The organism is Streptomyces albireticuli, from assembly GCF_002192455.1.
GTDB classification, from domain to species: domain Bacteria; phylum Actinomycetota; class Actinomycetes; order Streptomycetales; family Streptomycetaceae; genus Streptomyces; species Streptomyces albireticuli_B.
Genome location: NZ_CP021744.1, coordinates 6,115,057 through 6,136,833, shown reverse-complemented (window position 1 = coordinate 6,136,833; position 21,777 = coordinate 6,115,057). Strand labels below are relative to the sequence as shown.

Genomic DNA, 21,777 nt, shown 5'->3' with positions numbered 1-21,777 from the left:
GGCAGCACTTTCTTTTCAGTTCTCGTCGGAGCGTCAAGGGGAGACAGCCATGGCAGACCGTCCCGTACGGAAGGGTCCGCGGCAGAACCGCGCCCGGGTGGTGCGCACCGAGCGGCTGTCGCCGCACATGGTGCGGGTCGTCCTGGGCGGCGAGGGTCTCGCCGACTTCGGGGCGGGTGCGCACACCGACCACTATGTGAAGCTCCTCTTCCCGGTGCCCGGCGTCAGCTACCCGGAGCCCTTCGACATGGAGACCGTCCGCCGGGACCTGCCGCGCGACCAGTGGCCCAGCACCCGCACGTACACCGTGCGCTCCTTCGACCGCGAGGCGCGCGAGCTGGCGATCGACTTCGTCGTCCACGGCGACGAGGGCCTGGCCGGCCCGTGGGCCGCCTCCGTCGAGCCGGGCGCCGAGCTGTACTTCCTGGGCCCCGGCGGCGGCTACGCCCCCGACCCGGAGGCCGGCTGGCACCTGCTGGCGGGTGACGAGAGCGCGCTGCCGGCGATCGCCGCCGCGCTGGAGGCGATGCCCGCGGGCGTGCCCGTGCACGCGTTCGTCGAGGTCGAGGACGCCGCCGAGGAGCAGCCGCTGGCCGTGCCCGAGGGCGTCGAGGTCGTCTGGCTGCACCGCGCGGGCGCGCCCGTCGGCGAGGCCCTGGTGAAGGCCGTGTGCGCGCTGGAGTTCCCGCCCGGTGACGTCCAGGCGTTCGTGCACGGGGAGGCGGGCTTCGTGAAGGAGCTGCGCCGCTATCTGCGGGTGGAGCGCGAGGTGCCGCGCGAGCGCCTGTCGATCTCGGGCTACTGGCGCCGGGGCCACGACGAGGACGGCTGGCAGGCGTCGAAGCGCGAGTGGAACCAGCAGGTGGAGCAGGAGCAGGAGGCGGCCGCGGACCCGTCCGCGGCCTGAACCACGCGTTCCGGGCGGGCGTGGATATCCTCGCCCCCATGACGACCCGCGCCCGGATATCCCTGGCGAGCGTGGCGGCTGCCGCGCTCGTCCTCACGGCTGCCGCCGACGCCTCCGCGGACCCCACCTGGGAGGTGTCCGGGGCCGCGCCCACGCAGCGCGGCCGCGAGGCCACCTTCACCGTCACGATCACGCCGGGCACCCTCGACGAGAACAACGGCTATGTGACGCTCGAGTCGCCGGCCTTCGCCAAGAAGGTCACGCTCAAGGCGAAGCGGTTCCGGGAGGGCAAGGACGGCGTCCTGTACGCCCACGGCGCGGGCATGGTGCTCTGCGACGTGACGCCGGGCACCTACCCGGTGGCCCTGAAGGACCAGGGCGAGGGCGAGGCGGTGGACACGGCCGAGCTGACCGTGGTGGCGGAGATGGACCCGGGCAACCGCGACTTCTGCGCGGGGCCGAAGAGCTACGACGACGCGGTCGACAAGACCAGCGAGGCCGCCCTGGAGGACGAGGACGACGGGGACGGCATGGGCACCGGCGCCGTGATCGGGGTGGCCGCCGGGTCCGCCGCCGTGGCCGCCGCGCTCACCGCCCTCGGCACGTACGCCCTGGTGCGCCGCGCCAGGAGGGGCGCCGACCGCTCCTGGTGACACCCTCCGCATGACGGAAGAGCCCGTCCCGCACACCGCGGGACGGGCTCTCCGTATGCCTGACGAGCCGTCAGCCCACCGAGGAGTACGCGACGACACCGCGCAGCAGGCCGTCGACGGCCTTACGGGCGTTCCGGGCGACCGGGCTGCCGGCCGGGGCCGCCGCCGCGATCTGGCCGAGGACGTCGATGAGCTGCTTGCACCAGCGGACGAAGTCGCCGGCGGGCATCTCGATCTCGCGGAGCACCTCGTCCAGGCCGTGGCCGGACGCCCAGCGGAAGGCGGGCCAGGCGAAGCCGAGGTCCGGCTCGCGCTGGCCGACGCCCTCGGCCTGGTTGATCTTGTGCTCCTCCTCCAGGGCGTCGAGCCGGCCCCAGATGCGGACCATCTCGCCGAGCGCGTCCTTCGCCGGGCCCGTGGGGAGCTTCGGCGGCGCCGCGTCGTCGGCCGCCCGCGCCTCGAAGACCAGCGCGGAGGCGCAGGCCGCGAGCTCGGCCGGCTTGAGGCCGTCCCAGACGCCCTCGCGCAGGCACTCGGAGGCCAGCAGGTCCAGCTCGCCGTAGAGCCGCGCGAGCCGCTTGCCGTCCTCGGTCACCTCGCCGTCCCGGAGGTAGTCCAGGTCGGTCAGGAGCGCGCAGATCCGGTCGAAGGTGCGGGCGATGGTGTTCGTACGCCCCTCGATGCGCCGCTCCAGCTGCCGGGTGTCGCGCAGCAGCCGCTGGTAGCGCTCGGCCCAGCGGGCGTGGTCCTCGCGCTCGTCGCAGCCGTGGCAGGGGTGTGCGCGGATGGCCGTGCGCAGCCGGGTGATCTCGGTGTCGTCGGCCGCGGCGGCGCGGGACTTGCGGTGCCGCTCGGGCTCGATGTGCCCGGCCTTGGTGCGCAGCGCGGAGGCGAGGTCGCGGCGGGACTGCGGGGAGCGGGGGTTGAAGGACTTGGGGATCCGCATCCGCTCCAGGGCCTCGACCGGGACCGGGAAGTCGATCGCGGCGAGCCGCTTGACCTGCCGCTCGGCGGTGAGCACCAGCGGGCGCGGCCCGTCCTGCGGGTCGGGGCGGCGGTGCCGGTCGGTGCGGCCGGCGGGCAGGCCGGGGTCGAGGACCAGGGCCAGGCCGGCGAACTTGCCCGTGGGCACGTGGATGACGTCGCCGGGCTTGAGCCGCTCCAGCGCCGCCGCCGCGGCGGCCCGGCGCTGCGTCGCGCCCTGCTTGGCCAGCTCGGTCTCGCGGTCCTTGAGCTCGCGGCGGAGCCGGGCGTACTCCTCGAAGTCGCCGAGGTGGCAGGTGACGGCCTCGCGGTAGCCCGCCAGGCCCTCCTCGTTCTTCTGGACCTGCCGGGAGATCCCGACGACCGACTTGTCGGCCTGGAACTGCGCGAAGGAGGTCTCCAGGAGCTCCCGGGAGCGGTGCCGGCCGAACTGCGAGACCAGATTGACCGCCATGTTGTACGACGGCTTGAAGCTGGAGCGCAGCGGGTACGTGCGCGTGCCCGCCAGGCCCGCGAGGGCGCCCGGGTCCATGGCGCGCTGCCACAGCACCACCGCGTGGCCCTCGACGTCGATGCCGCGGCGGCCGGCGCGGCCCGTCAGCTGGGTGTACTCGCCGGGGGTGATGTCGGCGTGCTGCTCGCCGTTCCACTTGACGAGCTTCTCCAGGACCACCGAGCGGGCGGGCATGTTGATGCCGAGCGCCAGCGTCTCGGTGGCGAAGACGGCCTTGACCAGGCCCTTGACGAAGAGCTCCTCCACGACCTCCTTGAAGGTCGGCAGCATGCCGGCGTGGTGGGCGGCGATGCCGCGCTCCAGGCCCTCCAGCCACTCGAAGTAGCCGAGGACGTGCAGGTCCTCGTCGGGGATCGAGGCGGTGCGCTCCTCGACGATCTCCCGGACCCGCGCGCGGGCCTCGGTGTCGTTGAGCCGCAGGCCCGCGTACATGCACTGCTGGACGGCGGCCTCGCAGCCCGCGCGGCTGAAGATGAAGGTGATCGCTGGCAGCAGGCCCTCGGCGTCGAGCCGCTCGATGACCTCCACCCGGCTCGGCGTCCAGATCCTGCTGCGCTGGCGCCGCTCGCGCTCGCGGTCGGCCTCGCGGAGGTTCCCGCGCCGCTTGTCCCGGCCGCCGAAGGGCCGGCTGTTCTCCATCCGGGCCAGCCGCACCAGGTCGGGGTTGACCTCGCGGCGGCCGGTACCGGGGGTGCCCTGCCCGCCGCTCTTCTCCTCGAAGAGGTCGTACATCCGGCGGCCGGCCAGGACGTGCTGCCACAGCGGCACGGGCCGGTGCTCGGAGACGATCACCTCGGTGTCGCCGCGCACGGTGTCCAGCCAGTCGCCGAACTCCTCGGCGTTGGAGACGGTGGCGGAGAGGGAGACCAGCGTCACCGACTCGGGGAGGTGGATGATCACCTCTTCCCAGACGGCGCCGCGGAAGCGGTCGGAGAGGTAGTGCACCTCGTCCATGACCACGTGGCCGAGGCCGATCAGCGCCTGGGAGCCGGCGTAGAGCATGTTGCGCAGGACCTCGGTGGTCATCACGAGCACCGGGGCGTCGGCGTTGACGCTGTTGTCGCCGGTCAGCAGGCCGACCTTGTCGGCGCCGTAGCGCTTGACGAGATCGCTGTACTTCTGGTTCGACAGCGCCTTGATGGGCGTGGTGTAGAAGCACTTGCGGCCCTGGGTGAGGGCCAGGTGGACGGCGAACTCGCCCACGATGGTCTTGCCGGATCCGGTCGGCGCCGCGACCAGCACGCCCTTCCCGGCTTCCAGGGCCTTGCACGCCTCTATCTGGAAGGGGTCGAGCTCGAATTCGTACATCTCGCGGAAGGGAGCGAGCGCGGTGGCCTGCTCGGCGGCGCGCACCCTCGACAGGGCGTAGCGCTCAGCAGGGGACATGTCGTCGGTCATCTTGTGTACGAGCCTACCGGGGACCTCCGACAGCCACCCGATCTTTATGCGGCTCCCAGCAGGCGCACGGCGCCCGGCACGGTGCGGGCCGTGAGCGGCAGCGGGCCGAGCGGCTCGCCGTCGGCGTAGCCGGTGACGCCGTCCGCGGCGAGGGTCACCTTCGCCGCGCGGTGGACCGTGACGGCGGGATGCGTGAGGTGGGTGCCCCGGTACACCTTGGGGAAGACCTTGAGCAGGGTGGTGCGGCGGCAGGCGCCGACGACGGTGACGTCGAAGAGGCCGTCGTCCATGCGGGCGCCCGCGCAGATGCGCATGCCGCCGCCGTAGGAGGTGCCGTTGCCGACGGCGACGAGCGTCGCCTCGACGGCCAGCTCGGGCCCGTCGTCGAGGGTGATCCGGTAGGGGACGGGCCGCAGGGCGGCCAGCTCCGCGACCAGCGCCGCGTCGTAGCGCAGCCGGCCGGTGGGGAAGCGCATGCGGTTGCCGCGGTCGTTGACGCGGGAGTCGAAGCCGGAGGCGAGGACCGTGCCGAAGTAGGTGCCGCCGGCCAGGCCGAGGTCGACGGGGCGGCCGCCGTCCCCTTTCAGCGATCCGGCGATCAGCCGCCCGGCGGCCGCCGGGTCGCGTACGGGCAGGCCCGCCGCGCGGGCGAAGTCGTTGCCGGTGCCGACGGCCACCACGCCGAGCGGGGTCGGGGTCCCGGCGACGGCCTGGAGGGCGAGGGAGGTCATTCCGTCGCCGCCGACGGCTATCAGGGCGCCGGTGCCCCCGGCGACCGCTTCCCGGGCCCGGCGCAGGGCGTCGGCGGCGTTCTCGCCCAGGACCGTACGGACGGTGAACCCGGCGTCGCGCAGCACCCGGGCCGCGGGCTGGGTGGCGCTCGCGCCCCGGCCGCGGCCTGCCGTCGGGTTGACGAAGAGGGTGATGTCGCTGGTCACCCGCCGGACCCTATCGGGTCCGGCGGGGCGTCAGGCCGGGGTCAGGTGACGTCGTCGTAGCCGTTGCGTCGGGCGCCGCGGTCGGCCCGGTCGGTGAGGGCGGGCATCGGCTCGGAGTCGCCGAGCGGCTGCGGGGCGAGGTCCAGCGGGGCGGCCTCGTCGTCGTCGAGCAGGGCGTCGGGGTTGTTCCGCGCGCGCCGCTTGTCGTTGAGGAGGGAGAACCCGACGGCCCCGAAGTACAGGATGATGATCGGGACGGCCAGGATGCACATGCCGAACGGGTCGGTGCTGGGCGTGGCGATCGCGCCGAAGACGAAGATGCCCATCACGACGCCGCGCCACCAGGTGGCCATGGTCTTGCCGGTGACCATGCCGACCATGTTCATCATGACGAGTATCAGCGGCAGCTCGAAGGCCAGGCCGAAGACCAGGATCATCCGGACCGTGAAGTCGAGGATGTCGTTCAGGCTGAGGGTGTTGGCCGCGGTCTCCGGGGTGATGCTGAGCAGCACCCGCATGCTGGTCGGCATGATCAGGTAGGCGAGGTAGGCGCCCGCGACGAAGAGGGGAGCGGCCGTCGCCACGAAGGCGACCGTGTACTTCTTCTCGTTCTTGTGCAGACCGGGAGCGAGGAACGCCCACAGCTGGTAGAGCCAGACCGGGGAGGAGATCGTGACGCCCGCGAGCAGGCACACCTTCACGACCGTCCCGAACGGCGCTCCCAAGGAGTTGAACGTCAGGACCGCGCAGTTGCCGCCGTGACTCTGGGCCAGGTCACGGTCGGGGCACTTGGGAACGGGGCTGGACAGGAAGTCCATGAGCTGCGTGTTGTAGAACGCGGCGAGGAGTGCGACCACGACGATGGCCAGCACCGCCTTCGCCAGGCGGTTCCGCAGTTCCCGCAGGTGCTCCGCGAGCGGCATCCGCCCCTCGGGGTCCTTCTCCTTCTTGCGGGCAGACTTGAGCAACCCACGTCCCTATCTCGTGCGGCAGGCGGACGCCAAGGACGGCCGGCCCGATCCCTCGGTCAGTGCTGGGTCTGTATCGCTGCTCAGTGCTGCGTGGTGCGGTCGCTCGGCTCGGTCACCGGGCGGGCACCGGTGACATCACCGGGAGCGGCCTTGATCGTACGGGGCGTGGTGGAGGCCGGCGGGTCGGCCGGGGCGGAGGCGTTGTCCTGGCCCTCGGACTTCATGGCCTTGGCCTCGCTCTTGAGGATCCGGGCGGACTTGCCGAGGGAGCGGGCCATGTCCGGAAGCTTCTTCGCACCGAACAGCAGGACGATGACGACGAGAATAAGAATGATCTCGGGGGCGCCGAGCCTTCCGAACATATGCGTAACCTTCTCACCGAAGCGGCATGGGTGTGGGTGCTGCCCGACCGATCGGACATTTGTCCATCAGTCGTACGGCAGCGATCGTAACGCGCAGGGGTAAACGCGGGGCAATCCCTGTGCGTACTCCCGATGCGACCCTCCGCTTCGTCAGCAGGGTCACCCGAAACAGCGTACCGCCCGCCCCTTGGGCCCAGGAAAGACTGTGCCCGAGCTTGTCGGGTTTCGTGACGCCCGCTGACCGCCTCCCGATCAGCCCCTGATCAGTCCTGTCGCAGGGTGTGCGCGGCCTGCGCGGCGAGCGGCGTCGCGGCCCGTTCGAGGTCCTCGGCGGCGCGGGTGATCCGCCGCGAGCTCTCGGACACCTGTGCGGCCAGCCTCCGCACCTCCACCAGGACCCGGACGGCGAGGACGCCGAGCACGGCGATGCCGCTGAAGGCGAGGGCGATGGCGAGCATGGGCCAGAACATGGAGCGAGCCTATCGGGGCTGGAGGGGGACAGGAGCGAGGCGGGAGGGGACAGGCGCGACATGGGAGACGACCGGAAAAAGGCGGAAAGAGACCGAAGAACGCGGCGAAATTGGCCGAAACAAGCGGTCGGAATGGAATATTCCGGGGCGGATCGCGCGGTCGGCACCAACGGGTGGCACGAGGGTGACGGTCCGTGGAGGGTCCCGGGAGGGCTCACGGCCGGCCCGGGGACACCGGCGGGCCGGCCCCGGCGGCCCCTCACCGCGTCACACCGACGAGTGCAGCCGGAGCGTGCTCACCCCGCCGCCGGTGAGGAGCTCCACGATCCGCTCCCCCGCCGGCTTGCGGACCGAGGCCCCGCAGTCGGGGCAGGTGAACGAGTAGAAGGTGGTGCGGTGGCTGGCCCCGATGGCGAGCCGCAGCGCGCCCGCGGCCAGCTCGAAGCGCCCCCGGCAGTCGGGGCAGGCCGCCTTGAAGACGGCCGCGACCGTGGTGCGCGCCTCCACCGCTCCCCCGCTCACTCGCCGTAGGCCGCGAGGGCCTCGCGGGCCGCGTCCCTGGCGCTCTCCGCCAGCTCCGGCGGGGTGACGATCCGGCCGTCCCGGCCCAGCCGCAGGGCCAGCCGGCGCAGGGAGGCCGGGTCGGGGGTGCGCAGTGTGATCCGCAGACCGCCGTCGGCCAGCTCCTCGGCGCTGTCGTGCGGGTAGTACTCGGCGACCCAGCGCCCGCCCGGCCCGACCTCGACCACGACCTCCGGGTCCTCGGCGGCGGGCTGCACCAGCCCCTCCGACAGGTCGCGCGGCTCGACGGGCGGCGGGTCGGAGCGCTCGTCCAGGAGCCGGATCTCGGCCACCCGGTCCAGGCGGAAGGTGCGCCGCGCCTCCGACAGGCGGCACCACGCCTCCATGTAGGTGTGGCCGACGGCGAACAGCCGGATCGGGTCCACCTCGCGCTCGGTGAGCTCGTCCCGCGCCGGGGAGTAGTAGCGCAGCCATACCCGGCGGCGCTCGGAGATTGCCCGGTCGACGTCGGCGAAGACGCCGCCCTCGGACTCGAAGGTGACCGAGAGCCGGGAGCTGGCGGCGGCCGTGTCCCCGGCCGCGGTCTCGATCTTGGCGGTGGCGCGCACCAGCGCCTGCCGGTCGCTCTCCCGGAGACCGGGCAGGGTGGCGACGGCGCGGGCGGCCACCAGCAGGGCGGTCGCCTCGTCCGCGGCGAGCCGCAGCGGCTCGCCGGTGCTGGTGCCCGAGGCGTCGGGGTTGTGCCACCAGATGCGGTCGCCGTCGGTGTCGATGTCCAGCAGGTCACCGCCGCGGAAGCTGGTGCCGCACATCGGCAGCACGTCGAGGTCGCCGATCAGCTCGTCCTCGGTGATCCCGAAGGCGCGGGCCACGTCGGCGACCCGGGCGCCGGGGCGCTCCCGCAGATAGGTGACCAGCGACAGCATCCGCCGGGTCTGGTCAATGGCGTTTCCGGCCATGAGAAGTCGGTACCGTTCCCTTCTGCTTCGGTCAGCCCTTGGCCACGGCGCGCAGCCGGTCGATGACATCGGCCCGCAGCTCGGCGGGTCCGAGGACGATCACATCGGGCCCGAACTCGACCAGCCAGGCGTCCAGGCCGTGCCCGGACGGGATCTCCAGCTCGTCCCAGCCGTCACCGAGGTCACGGGTGGCGATCGCGCGGGCGCGCAGCGGATAGCCGTGCCCGGCCCGCACCTTGATCAGGGCCGTGCCGGTGGCGTTCTCGCCGGCCCAGGTCTCGACCGTCTCGCGGACGGTGACGTGGTCGGGCACGGGGGCGGTGAAGGGGATGCCCCGGGAGCGCACCCGGCCGGTGATCCGGGAGAGCCGGAAGACCCGCTCGGCGCCGCGGTCGCGGTCCCAGCCCGCCAGGTACCAGTGGCCCCGCCAGCACTCCAGGGTCCAGGGCTCCACCTGGCGCTGCTCGGCGCGGGCGCTGTTGGCCTTGCGGTAGTCGAAGGTCACCGGGCGGCGGTCGCGGGCGGCGAGCATCAGGGGCTCGAAGGCGGCCTCATGGGCCGGGATCCGCGGTTCCAGGGCGCTGTGGCCCTCGTACGCGTCCTCCGCGAGCGGCATCCCGGCGGCGCGCAGCTTCTGGAGCGCGCCGCTGGCGGCGCCGGCCAGCCGGGCCTGCTGCCACACCTTGGCCGCGACGCCCAGGGCGGCGGCCTCCTCGACGTCGAGGGTGATCGGGGGAGGCGGTTGCTGTCGCGGCGGGCGAGGTAGCCGATGTCGCCCTCGACGCTCTCGACCGTCTCGATGATCAGCCCGAGCTCGCGCAGGTCGTCCTTGTCGCGCTCGAACATCCGGTTGAAGGCGTCCTCGCTGCCGGTCGCGGTGTCCGAGGGCGCGGAAGCCCCTCCGTTCCCCGGACCGAAGGCCTCCAGATAGGCCTCGATCGAGGTCCGCAACTCCCGCTTGCTGAGCGGTCGGCGGGTGCCCAGCAGGCACAGCGCCAGGTTCATCAGCCGCTCGGCCTTGGCAATCGCCATCGACGCCCTCTCTACTTGTGCTCTCAACCGTTGACCGTACCGCTCAAGGCTTCCCTGGCAAAAGCCGAGGGCCCATGCCCGCAGGCATGGGCCCCCGGCCCGCGGTGGCGAAGGCCTCAGCCGGCCACGGCGACCAGGTCGCAGACGAAGATCAGCGTCTCGCCCGGGGCGATCGCGTTACCGGCGCCACGGTCGCCGTAGGCGAGGTGGGCGGGGATGACCAGCTTGCGGCGGCCACCGACCTTCATGCCCTGGACACCCTGGTCCCAGCCCGCGATGACCTGGCCGACGCCCAGCTGGAACTGGAGCGGCGTGCCGCGGTTCCAGCTCGCGTCGAACTCCTCGCCGGTGGAGAAGGCCACGCCCACGTAGTGGACCTTGACCATCTGGTTGGCCTTGGCGACGGGGCCGTCACCCTCCCAGATGTCCTTGATCTCGAGGTCGGCCGGAGGCGGGCCGTCCGGGAAGTCGATCTCCGGCTTGTCGATGCTCACGAAAGTGCTCCTACGAACGAATCTTGTAGACAACCGTGCAAGTCTGGCAGATGTCCGGCCGTGCGAACGGCCGACGCCGTCCGTTCCCGATCTGTTCCCGGCCGGGAACGGAACGGGCCCGGATCAGTTGACGCCCAGGATGTCGACGACGAAGACCACGGCCGAGTCGAACTGCTTCTGCTGCGCCTCGGTCAGCGCGCTCTTCGGCACGACCAGCAGCACCCGGCTGCCGACCTTCTTGCCGGCCAGGCCCTCCTGCCAGCCCGGCAGGCTCTTCAGCGCCACCGACTGCATACCGCTCTGCTGCCAGGTGTTGTCCAGCGGCTTGCTGTCCTTCCAGAGCACGGCCTCGAAGTGCGTCTGGATCGTGGCGTCCTTGCCGACGGGCTTGCCGGTGCCCTCGATGATCGTCTCGGACTGCGTCTTGGACGGCGCGTCCTTGTCCTTGGGGATCGTCACCGACGGGGCCTTGCCGTCGGTGTTGGTGCCCACCTTCGGCAGGTCCTCGTTCTTCTGCTCGACGACCTTGCCGGTCGGCTTGTTCGGCGTGACGCTCTTCAGGTCGACGACGAAGACCAGCGTGGACTTGGGCGGGATCTGCTCGCCCTGGCCCTGCTCGCCGTAGCCCTTGTCCGGCGGGATGACCAATTCGACGCGGCTGCCGAGCTTCTGGCCCACCAGGCCCTCGTCCCAGCCCTTGACGACCTTGCCGGTGCCGATCTCGAAGGTGGCCGGCTGGCCGCGGTCCCAGCTGTTGTCGAAGACCTTTCCGTCCCAGAGCTGACCCAGGTAGTTCGCCGTCAGCGCGTCGCCCTTCTGGAGCTTCGCGCCGTCGCCCTCCTTGAGCACCTTGATCTTCAGGTCCTTGGGCGGGTCGCCCTTACCCTTGTCGATCTTGGGCTTCTTGTCGGCCTCCCCGCTGACCGCGGGAGGCTCACCGGCCTTGCCGGAGTCGTCGCTGCCGCACGCCGTAGCGGTGACGAGCAGCAAGGGGGCGATCAACAGGGCTGCGATTCGGCGCACAGAAATCCCTCAAGACGGGCAGCGGTCGGACACATTCGGACGGGCCCACTCTAACCATGGCACGCAACGGCGGTGGAGCCCCTGCACACCGGCCCCACCGCCGTCCGCCCGTACGGGCGGCACACCGCCCGGACTACATCCCGGCGATCAGCTTTTCCACCCGGTCGTCCACCGACCGGAAGGGGTCCTTGCACAACACCGTCCGCTGCGCCTGGTCGTTCAGCTTCAGATGCACCCAGTCGACCGTGAAGTCACGGCGCTGCTCCTGCGCCCGGCGGATGAAGTCGCCGCGCAGCCGCGCCCGGGTGGTCTGCGGAGGCACCGACTTGCCCTCGAAGATCTTGAGGTCGTTGCACACCCGGGCCGCCCTGCCGCGCTTCTCCAGCAGGTAGTACAGCCCCCGCCGGCGGTGGATGTCGTGGTACGCCAGGTCTATCTGGGCGACCCTCGGATGGGACATGCTGATGTTGTTCTTCGCCCGGTACTGCTCGATGAGCTGGTACTTCATCACCCAGTCGATCTCCGTGGAGATCCGGTCCAGGTCCTCGTCGCGCACCGCCTCCAGGGTGCGGCCCCACAGCTCCAGGACCCGCTCCACCGTGCCCGTGCGGATGCCGCGCCGCTCGCAGAAGTCCACGGCCTTCTCGTAGTACTCCTGCTGGATCTCCAGCGCCGAGGCCTCCCGGCCGCTGGCGAGGCGCACCTTTCGTCTTCCCGTGATGTCGTGGCTGACCTCACGGATGGCCCGGATCGGGTTCTCCAGGGTCAGGTCCCGCATCACCGTGCCCGCCTCGATCATGCGCAGCACCAGATCGGTGGCGCCGACCTTGAGCAGCATCGTGGTCTCGGACATGTTCGAGTCGCCGACGATCACGTGCAGCCGGCGGTAGCGCTCGGCGTCGGCGTGCGGCTCGTCCCGGGTGTTGATGATCGGGCGCGAGCGGGTCGTGGCCGAGCTGACGCCCTCCCAGATGTGCTCCGCGCGCTGGCTGACGCAGTAGACCGCCCCACGCGGGGTCTGGAGGACCTTCCCGGCGCCGCACAGCAGCTGCCGCGTCACCAGGAAGGGGATGAGGATGTCCGCGAGCCGGGAGAACTCCCCGTGCCGGGCCACGAGGTAGTTCTCGTGGCAGCCGTAGGAGTTCCCCGCGGAGTCGGTGTTGTTCTTGAAGAGATAGACGTCGCCCGCGATCCCCTCCTCGTGCAGGCGCCGTTCGGCGTCGACGAGCAGGCCTTCGAGAATGCGCTCGCCCGCCTTGTCATGGGTGACCAGCTCGATCACGCTGTCGCACTCGGGAGTTGCGTATTCCGGGTGCGAACCCACATCGAGGTAGAGCCGGGCACCATTGCGCAGGAAGACGTTGCTGCTGCGCCCCAGGAAACGACACGGCGGAAGAGGTAGCGCGCCACTTCGTCAGGTGACAGCCGGCGCTGTCCCCTGAAGGTGCACGTGACGCCGTACTCGTTCTCCAGCCCGAAAATGCGGCGGTCCATGCCTGAACATTACGCCTGAACCCCTGCGCTGAAACCGGGTTCGACGGCACCGTTTCGATCATTTTCCGACCGCGCCACGACCGTCCCCGAGGATTCGGGAGCGCGCAGGGAGCGGCGCGCCACCAGAAGGACGAGCAGGGCGGTGGCTCCGCTGCCGACGGCGACCACGAAACCCGCCGTCGCGCCGCCGTACTCGACCGCGGGGCCGACGAAGGCGGTGCCGATGGCGGCGCCCACGCCGAAGGACGTCACCAGCCAGGAGAACGCCTCCGTGACGGTGCCGCGCGGGGCGTGCCGGTCCACGACGACGAACGCGCAGGCCAGCGAGGGCGCGAGGAAGACACCGGCCACACCGGCCAGGATCGTCATGCTGACGACGCCCGGGACCAGCAGCAGCGGCACATAGCCCACGGCCAGGCCCGCGACGAGCACCCGCAGCCGCTGCTCCGGCGTGCCGGGCCACTGCCGGGCGCCGTAGATCGAACCGCCGATGAGGGCGCCGACGCCGAGGGCCGACAGGAGGTAGCTGGCGACGCCGCCCCCACCGTGGTCGTCGCCGTAGGCCACCGCGGCCACGGCTATCGAGCCCAGGGCCGAGCCGATGAAGAAGAACGCGCCGAGGAGCACCAGCAGCCCGCGGGAGCGCAGCGCGCCCAGCCAGTGCGCCTCACGGGCCTCGCTGCGCCACTTCCGCGAGGGCGGCGAGGTGACGACCGCGAGGGCGCCGAGGAGTCCGAGGATGTTGAGGACGAACAGCGCGCCGGCCTCGGACCAGAAGGCCACGATCCGCATGACGATCAGCGGACCGACCACGTAGATCAGTTCCTGGGCTATCGCGTCGAGGGAGTACGCGGCGTGGATGTCGTCCTCGCTCTTGAGGACGGAGGGCCACAGGGCGCGCAGCCCGCCCTCCAGCGGCGGCGTGAAGAAGCCGGCCACCACCATGGCGGCGTAGGACAGCAGCAGCGGGTCCAGGCCGACCACGGTGAAGAGCGTCATGCCGAGCGCGGCCAGGACGGCCGAGGGCAGGATGACGCGCGGCTGGCCGTGGACGTCGACGGCCCGCCCGAGCAGCGGCTGACCGAAGGCGTTGGCCACGCCGTAGACGGCGGAGAGCGCTCCGGCGAGGGTGTAGCTGCCGCCCTCGGCGCGGACGAAGAGCACGATCGCCAGCGCGGCGGTCGCGTTGGGCAGGCGGCCCACGAGGGTGCCGGTCAGCAACCGTGCCGCATGCTTCGTTCTGAGCATCTCGACATAACCGCCACCCGCCGACGCCATGGTCCGCCTCTCGTTCGACCGGGTCGTTTTCGACCGAGCCATTCCGGTTTTACGTATAACTAGCGACGTTATACGTACCATGGCCGCAGCCCACGGGTCCAACCCTGTGGGCGCGGCGATCGGGGAGACAGCCAGTGACCAGGCCAGTGACCAGCACGGACGGCAACGAAGAGGACCAGGGGGAGGCGGCCGCGGCCGCCGCGACGGGCTCGGGCGGGGGGCCCGGCGCCGCTCCCGGGAACCGCTGGCCCAGCATCCGCGGCCCCCGCACCGGGGCCCGCGCCACCAGCCGGGACGTCGCCCGCGTCGCGGGCGTCTCACAGGCCACGGTCTCCCTCGTGATGGGTGAGAAGTGGCGCGGCCGTGTCTCCGAGCGCACCGCCGAATCCGTGCGCTCCGCCGCGCGCAGCCTGGGCTACCGCCCCAACCTCGCGGCCCGGAACCTCCGGCTCGGCCGCACCCGCACCGCGCTGCTGGTCGTACCGGCGCTCACCAACGAATTCTTCGCCCGTGTCTACACCGGGGCCGCCCGGGTGGCCGCCGAACACGGCATCGGGGTGGTCCTCTACCCCTCGCCCGAGGGCGTCGGCCCCGCCCGCGACCCCTTCGCCTCCGCCCGCGCCACGCTGGACGGCGTGATCGCCTCCTCCATGGCGGCGGAGGCGCTGGGCGCGCTGCGCGAGGGCGGGCTGCCGCTGGTCATGCTCGACAGCGACCCGGAGCGCGCGGAGGCCGCCACGACCGTCAACCTCGACCTCGCCGACGGTATGCGGCAGGCCGCCGGGCACCTGCTCGCCCTGGGCCACCGCCGCTTCGTCCACCTCGCGGCGGACATCGACTCCTGGACCTTCCGGGTACGGGCCGCGGCCCTCGCCGAGGCGCTGCGGGGAACGCCCGGCACGGAGCTGAGCGTGGTGCGGGCCCCGCTGACCGTCGCCGACGGCCTCCGCGCCGCCGAACACGCCCTCACCCGGCCGGGGCCCCGGCCGACCGCGCTGGTCTGCGACGACGACGTCCTCGCCGCGGGTACCTGCAAGGCCGCCCGGCGGCTCGGCCTCAGGGTGCCCGAGGACCTCTCGGTGACCGGCTTCGACGACCTGTCCCTGGCCACGGCGGTCGAACCGGAGCTCACGACCGTCCGGCTGCCGGCCGAGGAGGTGGGCGAGGCGGGCATGCGGGCGCTGATGGGGGTGCTGGACGGGGGGCCGGTCGCGCCGCGCCTGCTCCCCGTGGAACTCGTCGTCCGGGGCACGACGACGGCGGCCGGGGGCTGACACCGCCCTCTTTCCGCGCGCCGCGCGGTGCCCTCAGGAGCCGGACGGGCCGGAGTCCCCAGCCCGTCCGGCGCGGGTGAGGACTCAGTCCTCCGAGCTCTCCTGCTCCTCGTCCGGCTCGTCCGCCGCGGAGGCGCCGCTGGCGCCTTCCAGCAGACGCGACAGCTGCCGCCCGAGCAGCCGCTTGAACTTCCGCTGCTGCGGCCGCGTACGGTCCAGGACCGCGACCTCCAGCTGCTCCGCCGTGAGCGTGCGCTCCCCGCCGTTGTTGTCCCGGGTGAGGGACTCGACGGCGAGCTTGAGCGCCTCGGAGAGGGTCATCCCGTCCCGGTGGCGCTGGTCCAGATAGCTGCTGATCTGGTCGGCGTTGCCACCGACCGCGACGGAGCCGTGCTCGTCGACGATGGAGCCGTCGTGCGGCAGGCGGTAGATCTGGTCGTTCTCCGGGCCGGCCCCGACCTCGGCGACGATCAGCTCGACCTCGTACGGCTTCTCACCGGCGCTGGAGAAGATGTTGCCCAGCGTCTGGGCGTAGACGTTGGCCAGGCCGCGGGCCGTGACGTCGTCCCGGTCGTAGGTGTAGCCCCGCAGGTCGGCGTAGCGGACGCCGCCGATGCGGAGGTTCTCGAATTCGTTGTACTTCCCGACCGCGGCGAAGGCGATCCGGTCGTAGATCTCGCTGACCTTGTGGAGCGCGCGGGACGGGTTCTCGGCGACGAAGACAACGCCGTCGGTGTACTGGAGCACGACGACGCTCCGGCCGCGCGCGATGCCCTTGCGGGCGTATTCGGCGCGGTCGGCCATGGCCTGCTGGGGGGAGACGTAGAACGGCGTCGACACCGGCTATCCGTCCCTTTCTGTCAGTGGCGGGTGCATTCAGAGGAGCGCGGCTCGGGGACCGTCCGGCTCCTCCAGCCGGCGGTCGTGGATCGCGCGGACGACCTCCGAGCACTCGGCCTCGGTCAGCTTCCGGAAGCCCTCGTCGGTGATGACGGTGACGATCGGATAGATCCTGCGGGCGAGGTCCGGTCCGCCGGTCGCGGAGTCGTCGTCGGCGGCGTCGTACAGCGCCTGGACGACGAGCGTGGTGGTCTGACTCTCCGTCAGGTCCGGGCGGAAGAGCTTCTTGAGCGAGCCCCGGGCGAAGACCGACCCGGAGCCGGTGGCCGCGAAGCCGTGCTCCTCCGAGCGCCCGCCGGTCACGTCGTAGGAGAAGATGCGGCCCTTTTGCCGGTCGACGTCCCAGCCCGCGAAGAGCGGCACCACGGCGAGGCCCTGCATGGCCATGCCGAGGTTGCTGCGGATCATCGTGGACAGCCGGTTCGCCTTGCCCTCCAGGGAGAGCTGCACCCCTTCGACCTTCTCGAAGTGCTCCAGCTCCAGCTGGAAGAGCTTGACCATCTCGACGGCCAGCCCGGCGGTGCCGGCGATGCCGACCGCGGAGTACTCGTCGGCCGGGAAGACCTTCTCGATGTCGCGCTGCGCGATGACATTGCCCATCGTCGCCCGCCGGTCACCGGCGAGCACCACACCGCCGGGGAACGACGCCGCGACGATCGTCGTACCGTGCGGGATCTCGACGGCGCCCTGCACCGGTGGCAGCGCCCGGTTGCCCGGCAGCAGCTCCGGCGCGTGGGAGCCGAGGAAATCCATGAACGACGAGGAGCCGGGTGTCAGGAAGGCAGCTGGTAGACGCCCGGTGCTACGAGTGTTGGCTTCCACACGTTTCCTTCCAGATATGCGGCGGCCCGCCCTTCGCGTCCGCCCGATCCATGAACTGCCCCGGCGCCGCGTCGCGGCCGAGGCACCGTACGCGAGGGACCTTACCCGTCCCATGATCGTGATAGATATCCCCGGAAGGAGCAGCGGGACGGATCACGCGCGCCCCGCCCGCGCGCCCCACCGGGCCGCGCGGCCCGGTCCGGACCGGGCCGCACCCGCGGCGCCGGCGGAGGGCTACTCGCCGCCCTTTTGCACGAAGCTCCGGACGAAATCCTCCGCATTCTCCTCAAGGACGTCGTCGATCTCGTCCAGCACGGAGTCGACGTCGTCGGAGAGCTTCTCCTGCCGTTCCTTGAGATCTTCCGAGACCTGCGCGTCCTGCGCCTGCTCCTCCACGTCCTCCGTGGATCGCGTGGCCTTCTGCTGCCCGCCGCCGGTGTCCTTGGTCGCCATATCCCTCACCCCGCTCGGTTCGACGTACAAGATCAGAGGTACTTCGACGTACTCGGCCGTACAAGATCCGACCCTACAAGCAGGGTCCGACATCGGCCCCGTACTTGCTACAACGTCCCGGAACCACCGTGATGATTCCCTGAACGCAGCCCTCTCAGACCCCACCGGCGCCCCTGGCCGGAAGGGACCTCCGCTCAGCCTCCGGACAGCACCCGGACCAGGTCCTCGGCGGTGCGACAGCGGTCGAGGAGCTCCTTGACGTGGTTGCGCGTGCCGCGCAGTGGCTCCAGGGTGGGCACCCGTTGCAGCGAGTCACGGCCCGGCAGGTCGAAGATCACGGAGTCCCAGGAGGCCGCGGCCACGTCGTCCGCGTACTGCTCCAGGCAGCGGCCGCGGAAGTAGGCGCGGGTGTCCTCCGGCGGCGCCGTGCGGGCCCGCTCCACCTCGGTCTCCTCCAGGAGCCGCTTCATCCTGCCGCGGGCCACGAGGCGGTTGTAGAGGCCCTTGTCCGGGCGCACGTCCGCGTACTGGAGGTCGACGAGGTGCAGCCGGGCCGCGTCCCAGTCCAGGCCGTCGCGGCGGCGGTAGCCCTCCAGGAGCTCGCGCTTGGCCACCCAGTCCAGCTCGCCCGCGAGGCTCATCGGGTCGTGCTCCAGCCGGCCCAGGACGTCCTCCCAGCGGGCCAGGACGTCCTTGGTCTGCTCGTCCGCGTCGGCGCCGAAGCGGTCCTCCACGTACTTGCGGGCCAGCTCGAAGTACTCCATCTGGAGCTGCACGGCCGTGAGCGTACGGCCGCTGCGGAGCGTGATGAGGCGCTTGAGCGTGGGGTCGTGGCTGACCTGGTGGAGCGTGCGGACCGGCTGCTCCACGGCGAGGTCGGAGGCGATGAAGCCGTCCTCGATCATGGAGAGCACCAGGGCCGTGGTGCCCAGCTTCAGGTAGGTGGAGATCTCCGAGAGGTTGGCGTCACCGATGATCACATGGAGCCGGCGGTACTTCTCGGCGTCCGCGTGGGGCTCGTCCCGGGTGTTGATGATGGGCCGCTTGAGGGTGGTCTCCAGGCCGACCTCGACCTCGAAGTAGTCGGCGCGCTGGCTGAGCTGGAAGCCGTGCTCGTGGCCGTCCTGGCCGATGCCCACCCGGCCGGCGCCGGTGACCACCTGCCGGCAGACGAAGAAGGGCGTCAGGTGGCGCACGATGTCCGAGAAGGGGGTCTCCCGCTTCATCAGGTAGTTCTCGTGGGTGCCGTAGGACGCGCCCTTGTTGTCGGTGTTGTTCTTGTAGAGGTGGATCGGCTGGGCTCCGGGCAGCTGGGCGGCGCGCTCGGCGGCCTCCGCCATGATCCGCTCTCCCGCCTTGTCCCAGAGGACGGCGTCGCGGGGGTTGGTGATCTCGGGGGAGCTGTACTCGGGGTGCGCGTGGTCGACGTACAGCCGCGCGCCGTTGGTGAGGATGACATTGGCCAGGCCGATGTCCTCGTCCGTGAGCTGGCTGGAGTCGGCGGCCTCACGGGCGAGGTCGAAGCCGCGGGCGTCCCGCAGCGGGTTCTCCTCCTCGAAGTCCCAGCGGGCTCGCCGCGCCCGGTGCATCGCCGCCGCGTAGGCGTTGACGATCTGGGACGAGGTGAGCATGGCATTGGCGTTCGGGTGACCGGGGACGGAGATCCCGTACTCCGTCTCAATGCCCATTACTCGCCGTACGGTCATGCGGCCCTCCTTGCCCGGCGCCGCCCCCTGGTGGGGTCGGCGCTCAAGTACCGCCGCGCGTCCGCTCGCTGTGCGGCCCCCGATCCCGCGCTGCGCATCGCGGCGGTATCGAAGAGCCTAGAACGGCTTTGCGGCGGTGGGGAGATCATTACAGTCATTGCTCCGGTTCGTGCCGTACCAGGGCGATCGATGTCCCCGTGGCGAAATCCTGGCGGAAACATGGCCGGGATCCCGGGAAAAACACGTCCGGCCGCGGACGCCCCGGGCGTCCCCCCACCGGGGCGGGAGGGACAGGGCATCCGCGGCCGGACGACGCGCTACAGATACTGACCGGTATTCGCCACCGTGTCGATCGAGCGACCGGTGTCGGCACCCTGCTTTCCGGTGACCAGGGTGCGGATGAAGACGATCCGCTCGCCCTTCTTGCCGGAGATCCGGGCCCAGTCGTCCGGGTTCGTGGTGTTGGGCAGGTCCTCGTTCTCCTTGAACTCGTCCACGCAGGCGGCGAGCAGGTGGGAGACGCGCAGACCCTTCTGGTTGTGGTCGAGGAAGGCCTTGATCGCCATCTTCTTGGCCCGGTCCACGATGTTCTGGATCATCGCGCCCGAGTTGAAGTCCTTGAAGTACAGGACCTCCTTGTCACCGTTGGCGTAGGTGACCTCCAGGAAGCGGTTCTCCTCGGACTCCGCGTACATCTGCTCGACGACCGACTGGATCATGCCCGCCACGGCGGCCTTGCCGTCGCCGCCGTGCTCCGAGAGGTCGTCCGCGTGGATGGGCAGGGTGGCCGTGAGGTACTTCGAGAAGATGTCCTTGGCGGCCTCCGCGTCCGGACGCTCGATCTTGATCTTCACATCGAGGCGGCCGGGGCGCAGGATCGCGGGGTCGATCATGTCCTCGCGGTTGGAGGCGCCGATGACGATGACGTTCTCCAGGCCCTCCACGCCGTCGATCTCGGAGAGCAGCTGGGGGACGATGGTGTTCTCCACGTCCGAGCTGACACCGGAGCCGCGGGTGCGGAAGAGGGAGTCCATCTCGTCGAAGAAGACGATGACGGGCGTGCCCTCGCTCGCCTTCTCCCGGGCGCGCTGGAAGATCAGCCGGATGTGCCGCTCGGTCTCGCCGACGTACTTGTTGAGCAGCTCGGGGCCCTTGATGTTGAGGAAGAAGCTCTTCCCGGCGGGCTGGCCGGTGACCTCGGCGACCTTCTTGGCAAGGGAGTTGGCGACGGCCTTGGCGATCAGCGTCTTACCGCAGCCGGGCGGGCCGTACAGCAGCACGCCCTTGGGCGGCCGCAGTTCGTGCTCCTTGAAGAGGTCGGGGTAGAGGTAGGGGAGCTCGACCGCGTCGCGGATCAGCTCGATCTGGTTCCCCAGGCCGCCGATCTTCGTGTAGTCGATGTCCGGGACCTCTTCGAGGACGAGCTCCTCGACCTCGCTCTTCGGGATGACCTCGTAGACATAGCCGGAGCGGGGTTCGAGCAGGAGGGCGTCGCCGGGGCGGATGGTGGTGTCCAGCAGCGGCTCGGCGAGCCTCACCACCCGCTCCTCGTCGGTGTGCCCGATGACCAGGGCCCGCTCGCCGTCCTCAAGGATCTCCTTGAGGGTGACGATGTCCCCGGCCCGCTCGTACTCCATGGCCTCGACCACGTTGAGCGCTTCGTTGAGCATGACCTCCTGGCCGCGCCGGAGGTCCTCCGGATCGATGCTCGGACTGACATTGACCCGGAGTTTGCGGCCTCCGGTGAAGATGTCGGCCGTGCCGTCGTCGTTCGCCTGTAGGAAGACCCCGAAGCCGGCCGGCGGCTGCGCGAGCCGGTCGACCTCCTCCTTGAGCGCGACGATCTGGTCGCGGGCCTCGCGGAGGGTATTGGCGAGCCGCTCGTTCTGGGCGGACACGCCGGCCAGGTTCGTCTGGAGCTCGACGATCCGCTCTTCGAGAATCCTCGTGTGACGCGGAGAGTCGGCGAGCTTGCGCCGCAGGACGGCGATCTCCTGCTCGAAATAGGCAACCTGGCTCGCGAGGTCGTCAGACCCTCGTCCCGGCCGGATGCCGCGGTTCATGTCGTCGTCGTGGGCTGCCACGGTCCTCACCTCCTCCAAGGGGAGCTGGACGCTTCCTGACCCTACCTGGGCCGGTGCAGGTTGAAACCCCTAGATCACAAACCCGGTCGGAGTGTGTCCGATCTTCACCCTTGCGCACGTCCTCACAGCAGGGGAATACCCACCCATCAACATCGGAAAGCGGGCGGTTGTATCGTCGAGTCGGTCAACACCCGTCAGGGCTGGCTCCAATTGGTTCACGTACGCAGGAAACGGCAGGCGAGATGACCGTGCAGGAAGAAGGACTCGGCGACCTGGAAGTCTGGATCGACCAGGACCTGTGTACCGGCGACGGTATCTGTGCCCAGTACGCCCCCGAGGTCTTCGAGCTGGACATCGACGGGCTGGCCTATGTGAAGAGCCCGGACGACGAGCTCCTCCAGGAGCAGGGCGCCACCACTCCGGTGCCGTTGCCGCTGCTCGCCGACGTCCGGGAGTCCGCGAAGGACTGCCCGGGCGACTGCATCCACGTCCGCAGGGTTTCGGACAAGGTCGAGGTCTACGGCCCCGACGCGGAGTGA

Annotated in this window: 19 protein-coding genes and 2 pseudogenes; 4 read left to right on the top strand and 17 right to left on the bottom strand. The window is 70.9% G+C overall.

Translation table 11 applies throughout. The features are described 5' to 3' along the window. Positions 1–49 precede the first annotated feature (49 nt). Both SMD11_RS26605 and SMD11_RS26600 read left to right on the top strand, forming a co-directional pair. A complete protein-coding gene (locus SMD11_RS26605; RefSeq protein WP_087928859.1) occupies positions 50–907 on the top strand; it encodes a siderophore-interacting protein in 858 nt (285 codons plus the stop codon). A 38-nt stretch (positions 908–945) separates the two neighbouring features. Further along, complete coding sequence (locus SMD11_RS26600; protein WP_087928858.1) at positions 946–1,560, top strand: hypothetical protein; 615 nt, start codon at positions 946–948, stop codon at positions 1,558–1,560. Between the two features lie 70 nt (positions 1,561–1,630). Here SMD11_RS26600 and SMD11_RS26595 read toward each other — a convergent pair whose 3' ends face one another. The 12 genes and pseudogenes from SMD11_RS26595 to SMD11_RS26540 all read right to left on the bottom strand — a co-directional run bounded on the left by SMD11_RS26595 (position 1,631) and on the right by SMD11_RS26540 (position 13,969). Continuing rightward, complete coding sequence (locus SMD11_RS26595; protein ID WP_087928857.1) at positions 1,631–4,456, bottom strand: DEAD/DEAH box helicase; 2,826 nt, start codon at positions 4,454–4,456, stop codon at positions 1,631–1,633. A 44-nt stretch (positions 4,457–4,500) separates the two neighbouring features. After that, a complete protein-coding gene (locus SMD11_RS26590; RefSeq protein WP_087928856.1) occupies positions 4,501–5,394 on the bottom strand; it encodes a diacylglycerol kinase in 894 nt (297 codons plus the stop codon). A gap of 41 nt (positions 5,395–5,435) precedes the next feature. Further along, complete coding sequence (gene tatC, locus SMD11_RS26585; protein ID WP_087930747.1) at positions 5,436–6,317, bottom strand: twin-arginine translocase subunit TatC; 882 nt, start codon at positions 6,315–6,317, stop codon at positions 5,436–5,438. Between the two features lie 128 nt (positions 6,318–6,445). Next, positions 6,446–6,727: a Sec-independent protein translocase subunit TatA gene (tatA, locus tag SMD11_RS26580; RefSeq protein WP_087928855.1), complete on the bottom strand. Its 282-nt coding sequence runs from the start codon at positions 6,725–6,727 to the stop codon at positions 6,446–6,448. 263 nt (positions 6,728–6,990) lie between these two features. Further along, positions 6,991–7,197, bottom strand: coding sequence for a hypothetical protein (locus SMD11_RS26575; RefSeq protein WP_087928854.1), 207 nt, complete (start codon positions 7,195–7,197; stop codon positions 6,991–6,993). 267 nt (positions 7,198–7,464) lie between these two features. Then, entirely contained in the window at positions 7,465–7,719 is a 255-nt protein-coding gene (locus tag SMD11_RS26570; RefSeq protein WP_234366172.1) for a hypothetical protein, read from the bottom strand. After that, the gene (locus SMD11_RS26565) at positions 7,716–8,678 is read right to left on the bottom strand and encodes a helix-turn-helix transcriptional regulator (protein WP_087928852.1); all 963 of its coding nucleotides are present in this window, start codon (positions 8,676–8,678) and stop codon (positions 7,716–7,718) included. The genes SMD11_RS26570 and SMD11_RS26565 overlap by 4 nt, the downstream gene beginning before the upstream one ends. A gap of 31 nt (positions 8,679–8,709) precedes the next feature. Beyond that, positions 8,710–9,710, bottom strand: a pseudogene (locus SMD11_RS26560) (helix-turn-helix transcriptional regulator). Positions 9,711–9,826: 116 nt separating this feature from the next. After that, on the bottom strand, positions 9,827–10,204 hold the full coding sequence (locus SMD11_RS26555) for an FKBP-type peptidyl-prolyl cis-trans isomerase (RefSeq protein WP_087928851.1): 378 nt from the start codon (positions 10,202–10,204) through the stop codon (positions 9,827–9,829). Between the two features lie 123 nt (positions 10,205–10,327). Then, positions 10,328–11,227 carry an FKBP-type peptidyl-prolyl cis-trans isomerase gene (locus SMD11_RS26550; RefSeq protein WP_087928850.1) on the bottom strand — a complete coding sequence of 300 codons (900 nt, stop codon included), beginning with the start codon at positions 11,225–11,227 and terminating at the stop codon, positions 10,328–10,330. Between the two features lie 133 nt (positions 11,228–11,360). Next, positions 11,361–12,721, bottom strand: a pseudogene (pafA, locus tag SMD11_RS26545) (Pup--protein ligase). Between the two features lie 9 nt (positions 12,722–12,730). Beyond that, on the bottom strand, positions 12,731–13,969 hold the full coding sequence (locus tag SMD11_RS26540; protein WP_087930746.1) for an MFS transporter: 1,239 nt from the start codon (positions 13,967–13,969) through the stop codon (positions 12,731–12,733). 371 nt (positions 13,970–14,340) lie between these two features. Between SMD11_RS26540 and SMD11_RS26535 the strand changes: the two genes are divergently transcribed. Continuing rightward, the gene (locus SMD11_RS26535) at positions 14,341–15,273 is read left to right on the top strand and encodes a LacI family DNA-binding transcriptional regulator (protein WP_418952538.1); all 933 of its coding nucleotides are present in this window, start codon (positions 14,341–14,343) and stop codon (positions 15,271–15,273) included. Positions 15,274–15,357: 84 nt separating this feature from the next. Here the strand turns inward: SMD11_RS26535 and prcA are convergent, their stop codons facing one another. From prcA to arc, 5 genes are all read right to left on the bottom strand, one after another. Continuing rightward, positions 15,358–16,113 (bottom strand): proteasome subunit alpha, encoded by a 756-nt coding sequence (gene prcA / locus SMD11_RS26530; RefSeq protein ID WP_087928847.1) that lies wholly within the window; start codon positions 16,111–16,113, stop codon positions 15,358–15,360. 36 nt (positions 16,114–16,149) lie between these two features. Next, on the bottom strand, positions 16,150–16,995 hold the full coding sequence (gene prcB / locus SMD11_RS26525) for a proteasome subunit beta (RefSeq protein ID WP_087928846.1): 846 nt from the start codon (positions 16,993–16,995) through the stop codon (positions 16,150–16,152). Between the two features lie 234 nt (positions 16,996–17,229). Then, positions 17,230–17,448 carry a ubiquitin-like protein Pup gene (locus tag SMD11_RS26515; RefSeq protein ID WP_058045164.1) on the bottom strand — a complete coding sequence of 73 codons (219 nt, stop codon included), beginning with the start codon at positions 17,446–17,448 and terminating at the stop codon, positions 17,230–17,232. A gap of 194 nt (positions 17,449–17,642) precedes the next feature. Next, positions 17,643–19,154 (bottom strand): depupylase/deamidase Dop, encoded by a 1,512-nt coding sequence (gene dop, locus SMD11_RS26510; protein WP_349294356.1) that lies wholly within the window; start codon positions 19,152–19,154, stop codon positions 17,643–17,645. 317 nt (positions 19,155–19,471) lie between these two features. Then, a complete protein-coding gene (arc, locus tag SMD11_RS26505) occupies positions 19,472–21,238 on the bottom strand; it encodes a proteasome ATPase (RefSeq protein WP_087930745.1) in 1,767 nt (588 codons plus the stop codon). A gap of 242 nt (positions 21,239–21,480) precedes the next feature. On the opposite strand from arc, the gene SMD11_RS26495 reads away from it, so the two are divergent. Beyond that, positions 21,481–21,777: a ferredoxin gene (locus SMD11_RS26495; RefSeq protein WP_087928844.1), complete on the top strand. Its 297-nt coding sequence runs from the start codon at positions 21,481–21,483 to the stop codon at positions 21,775–21,777.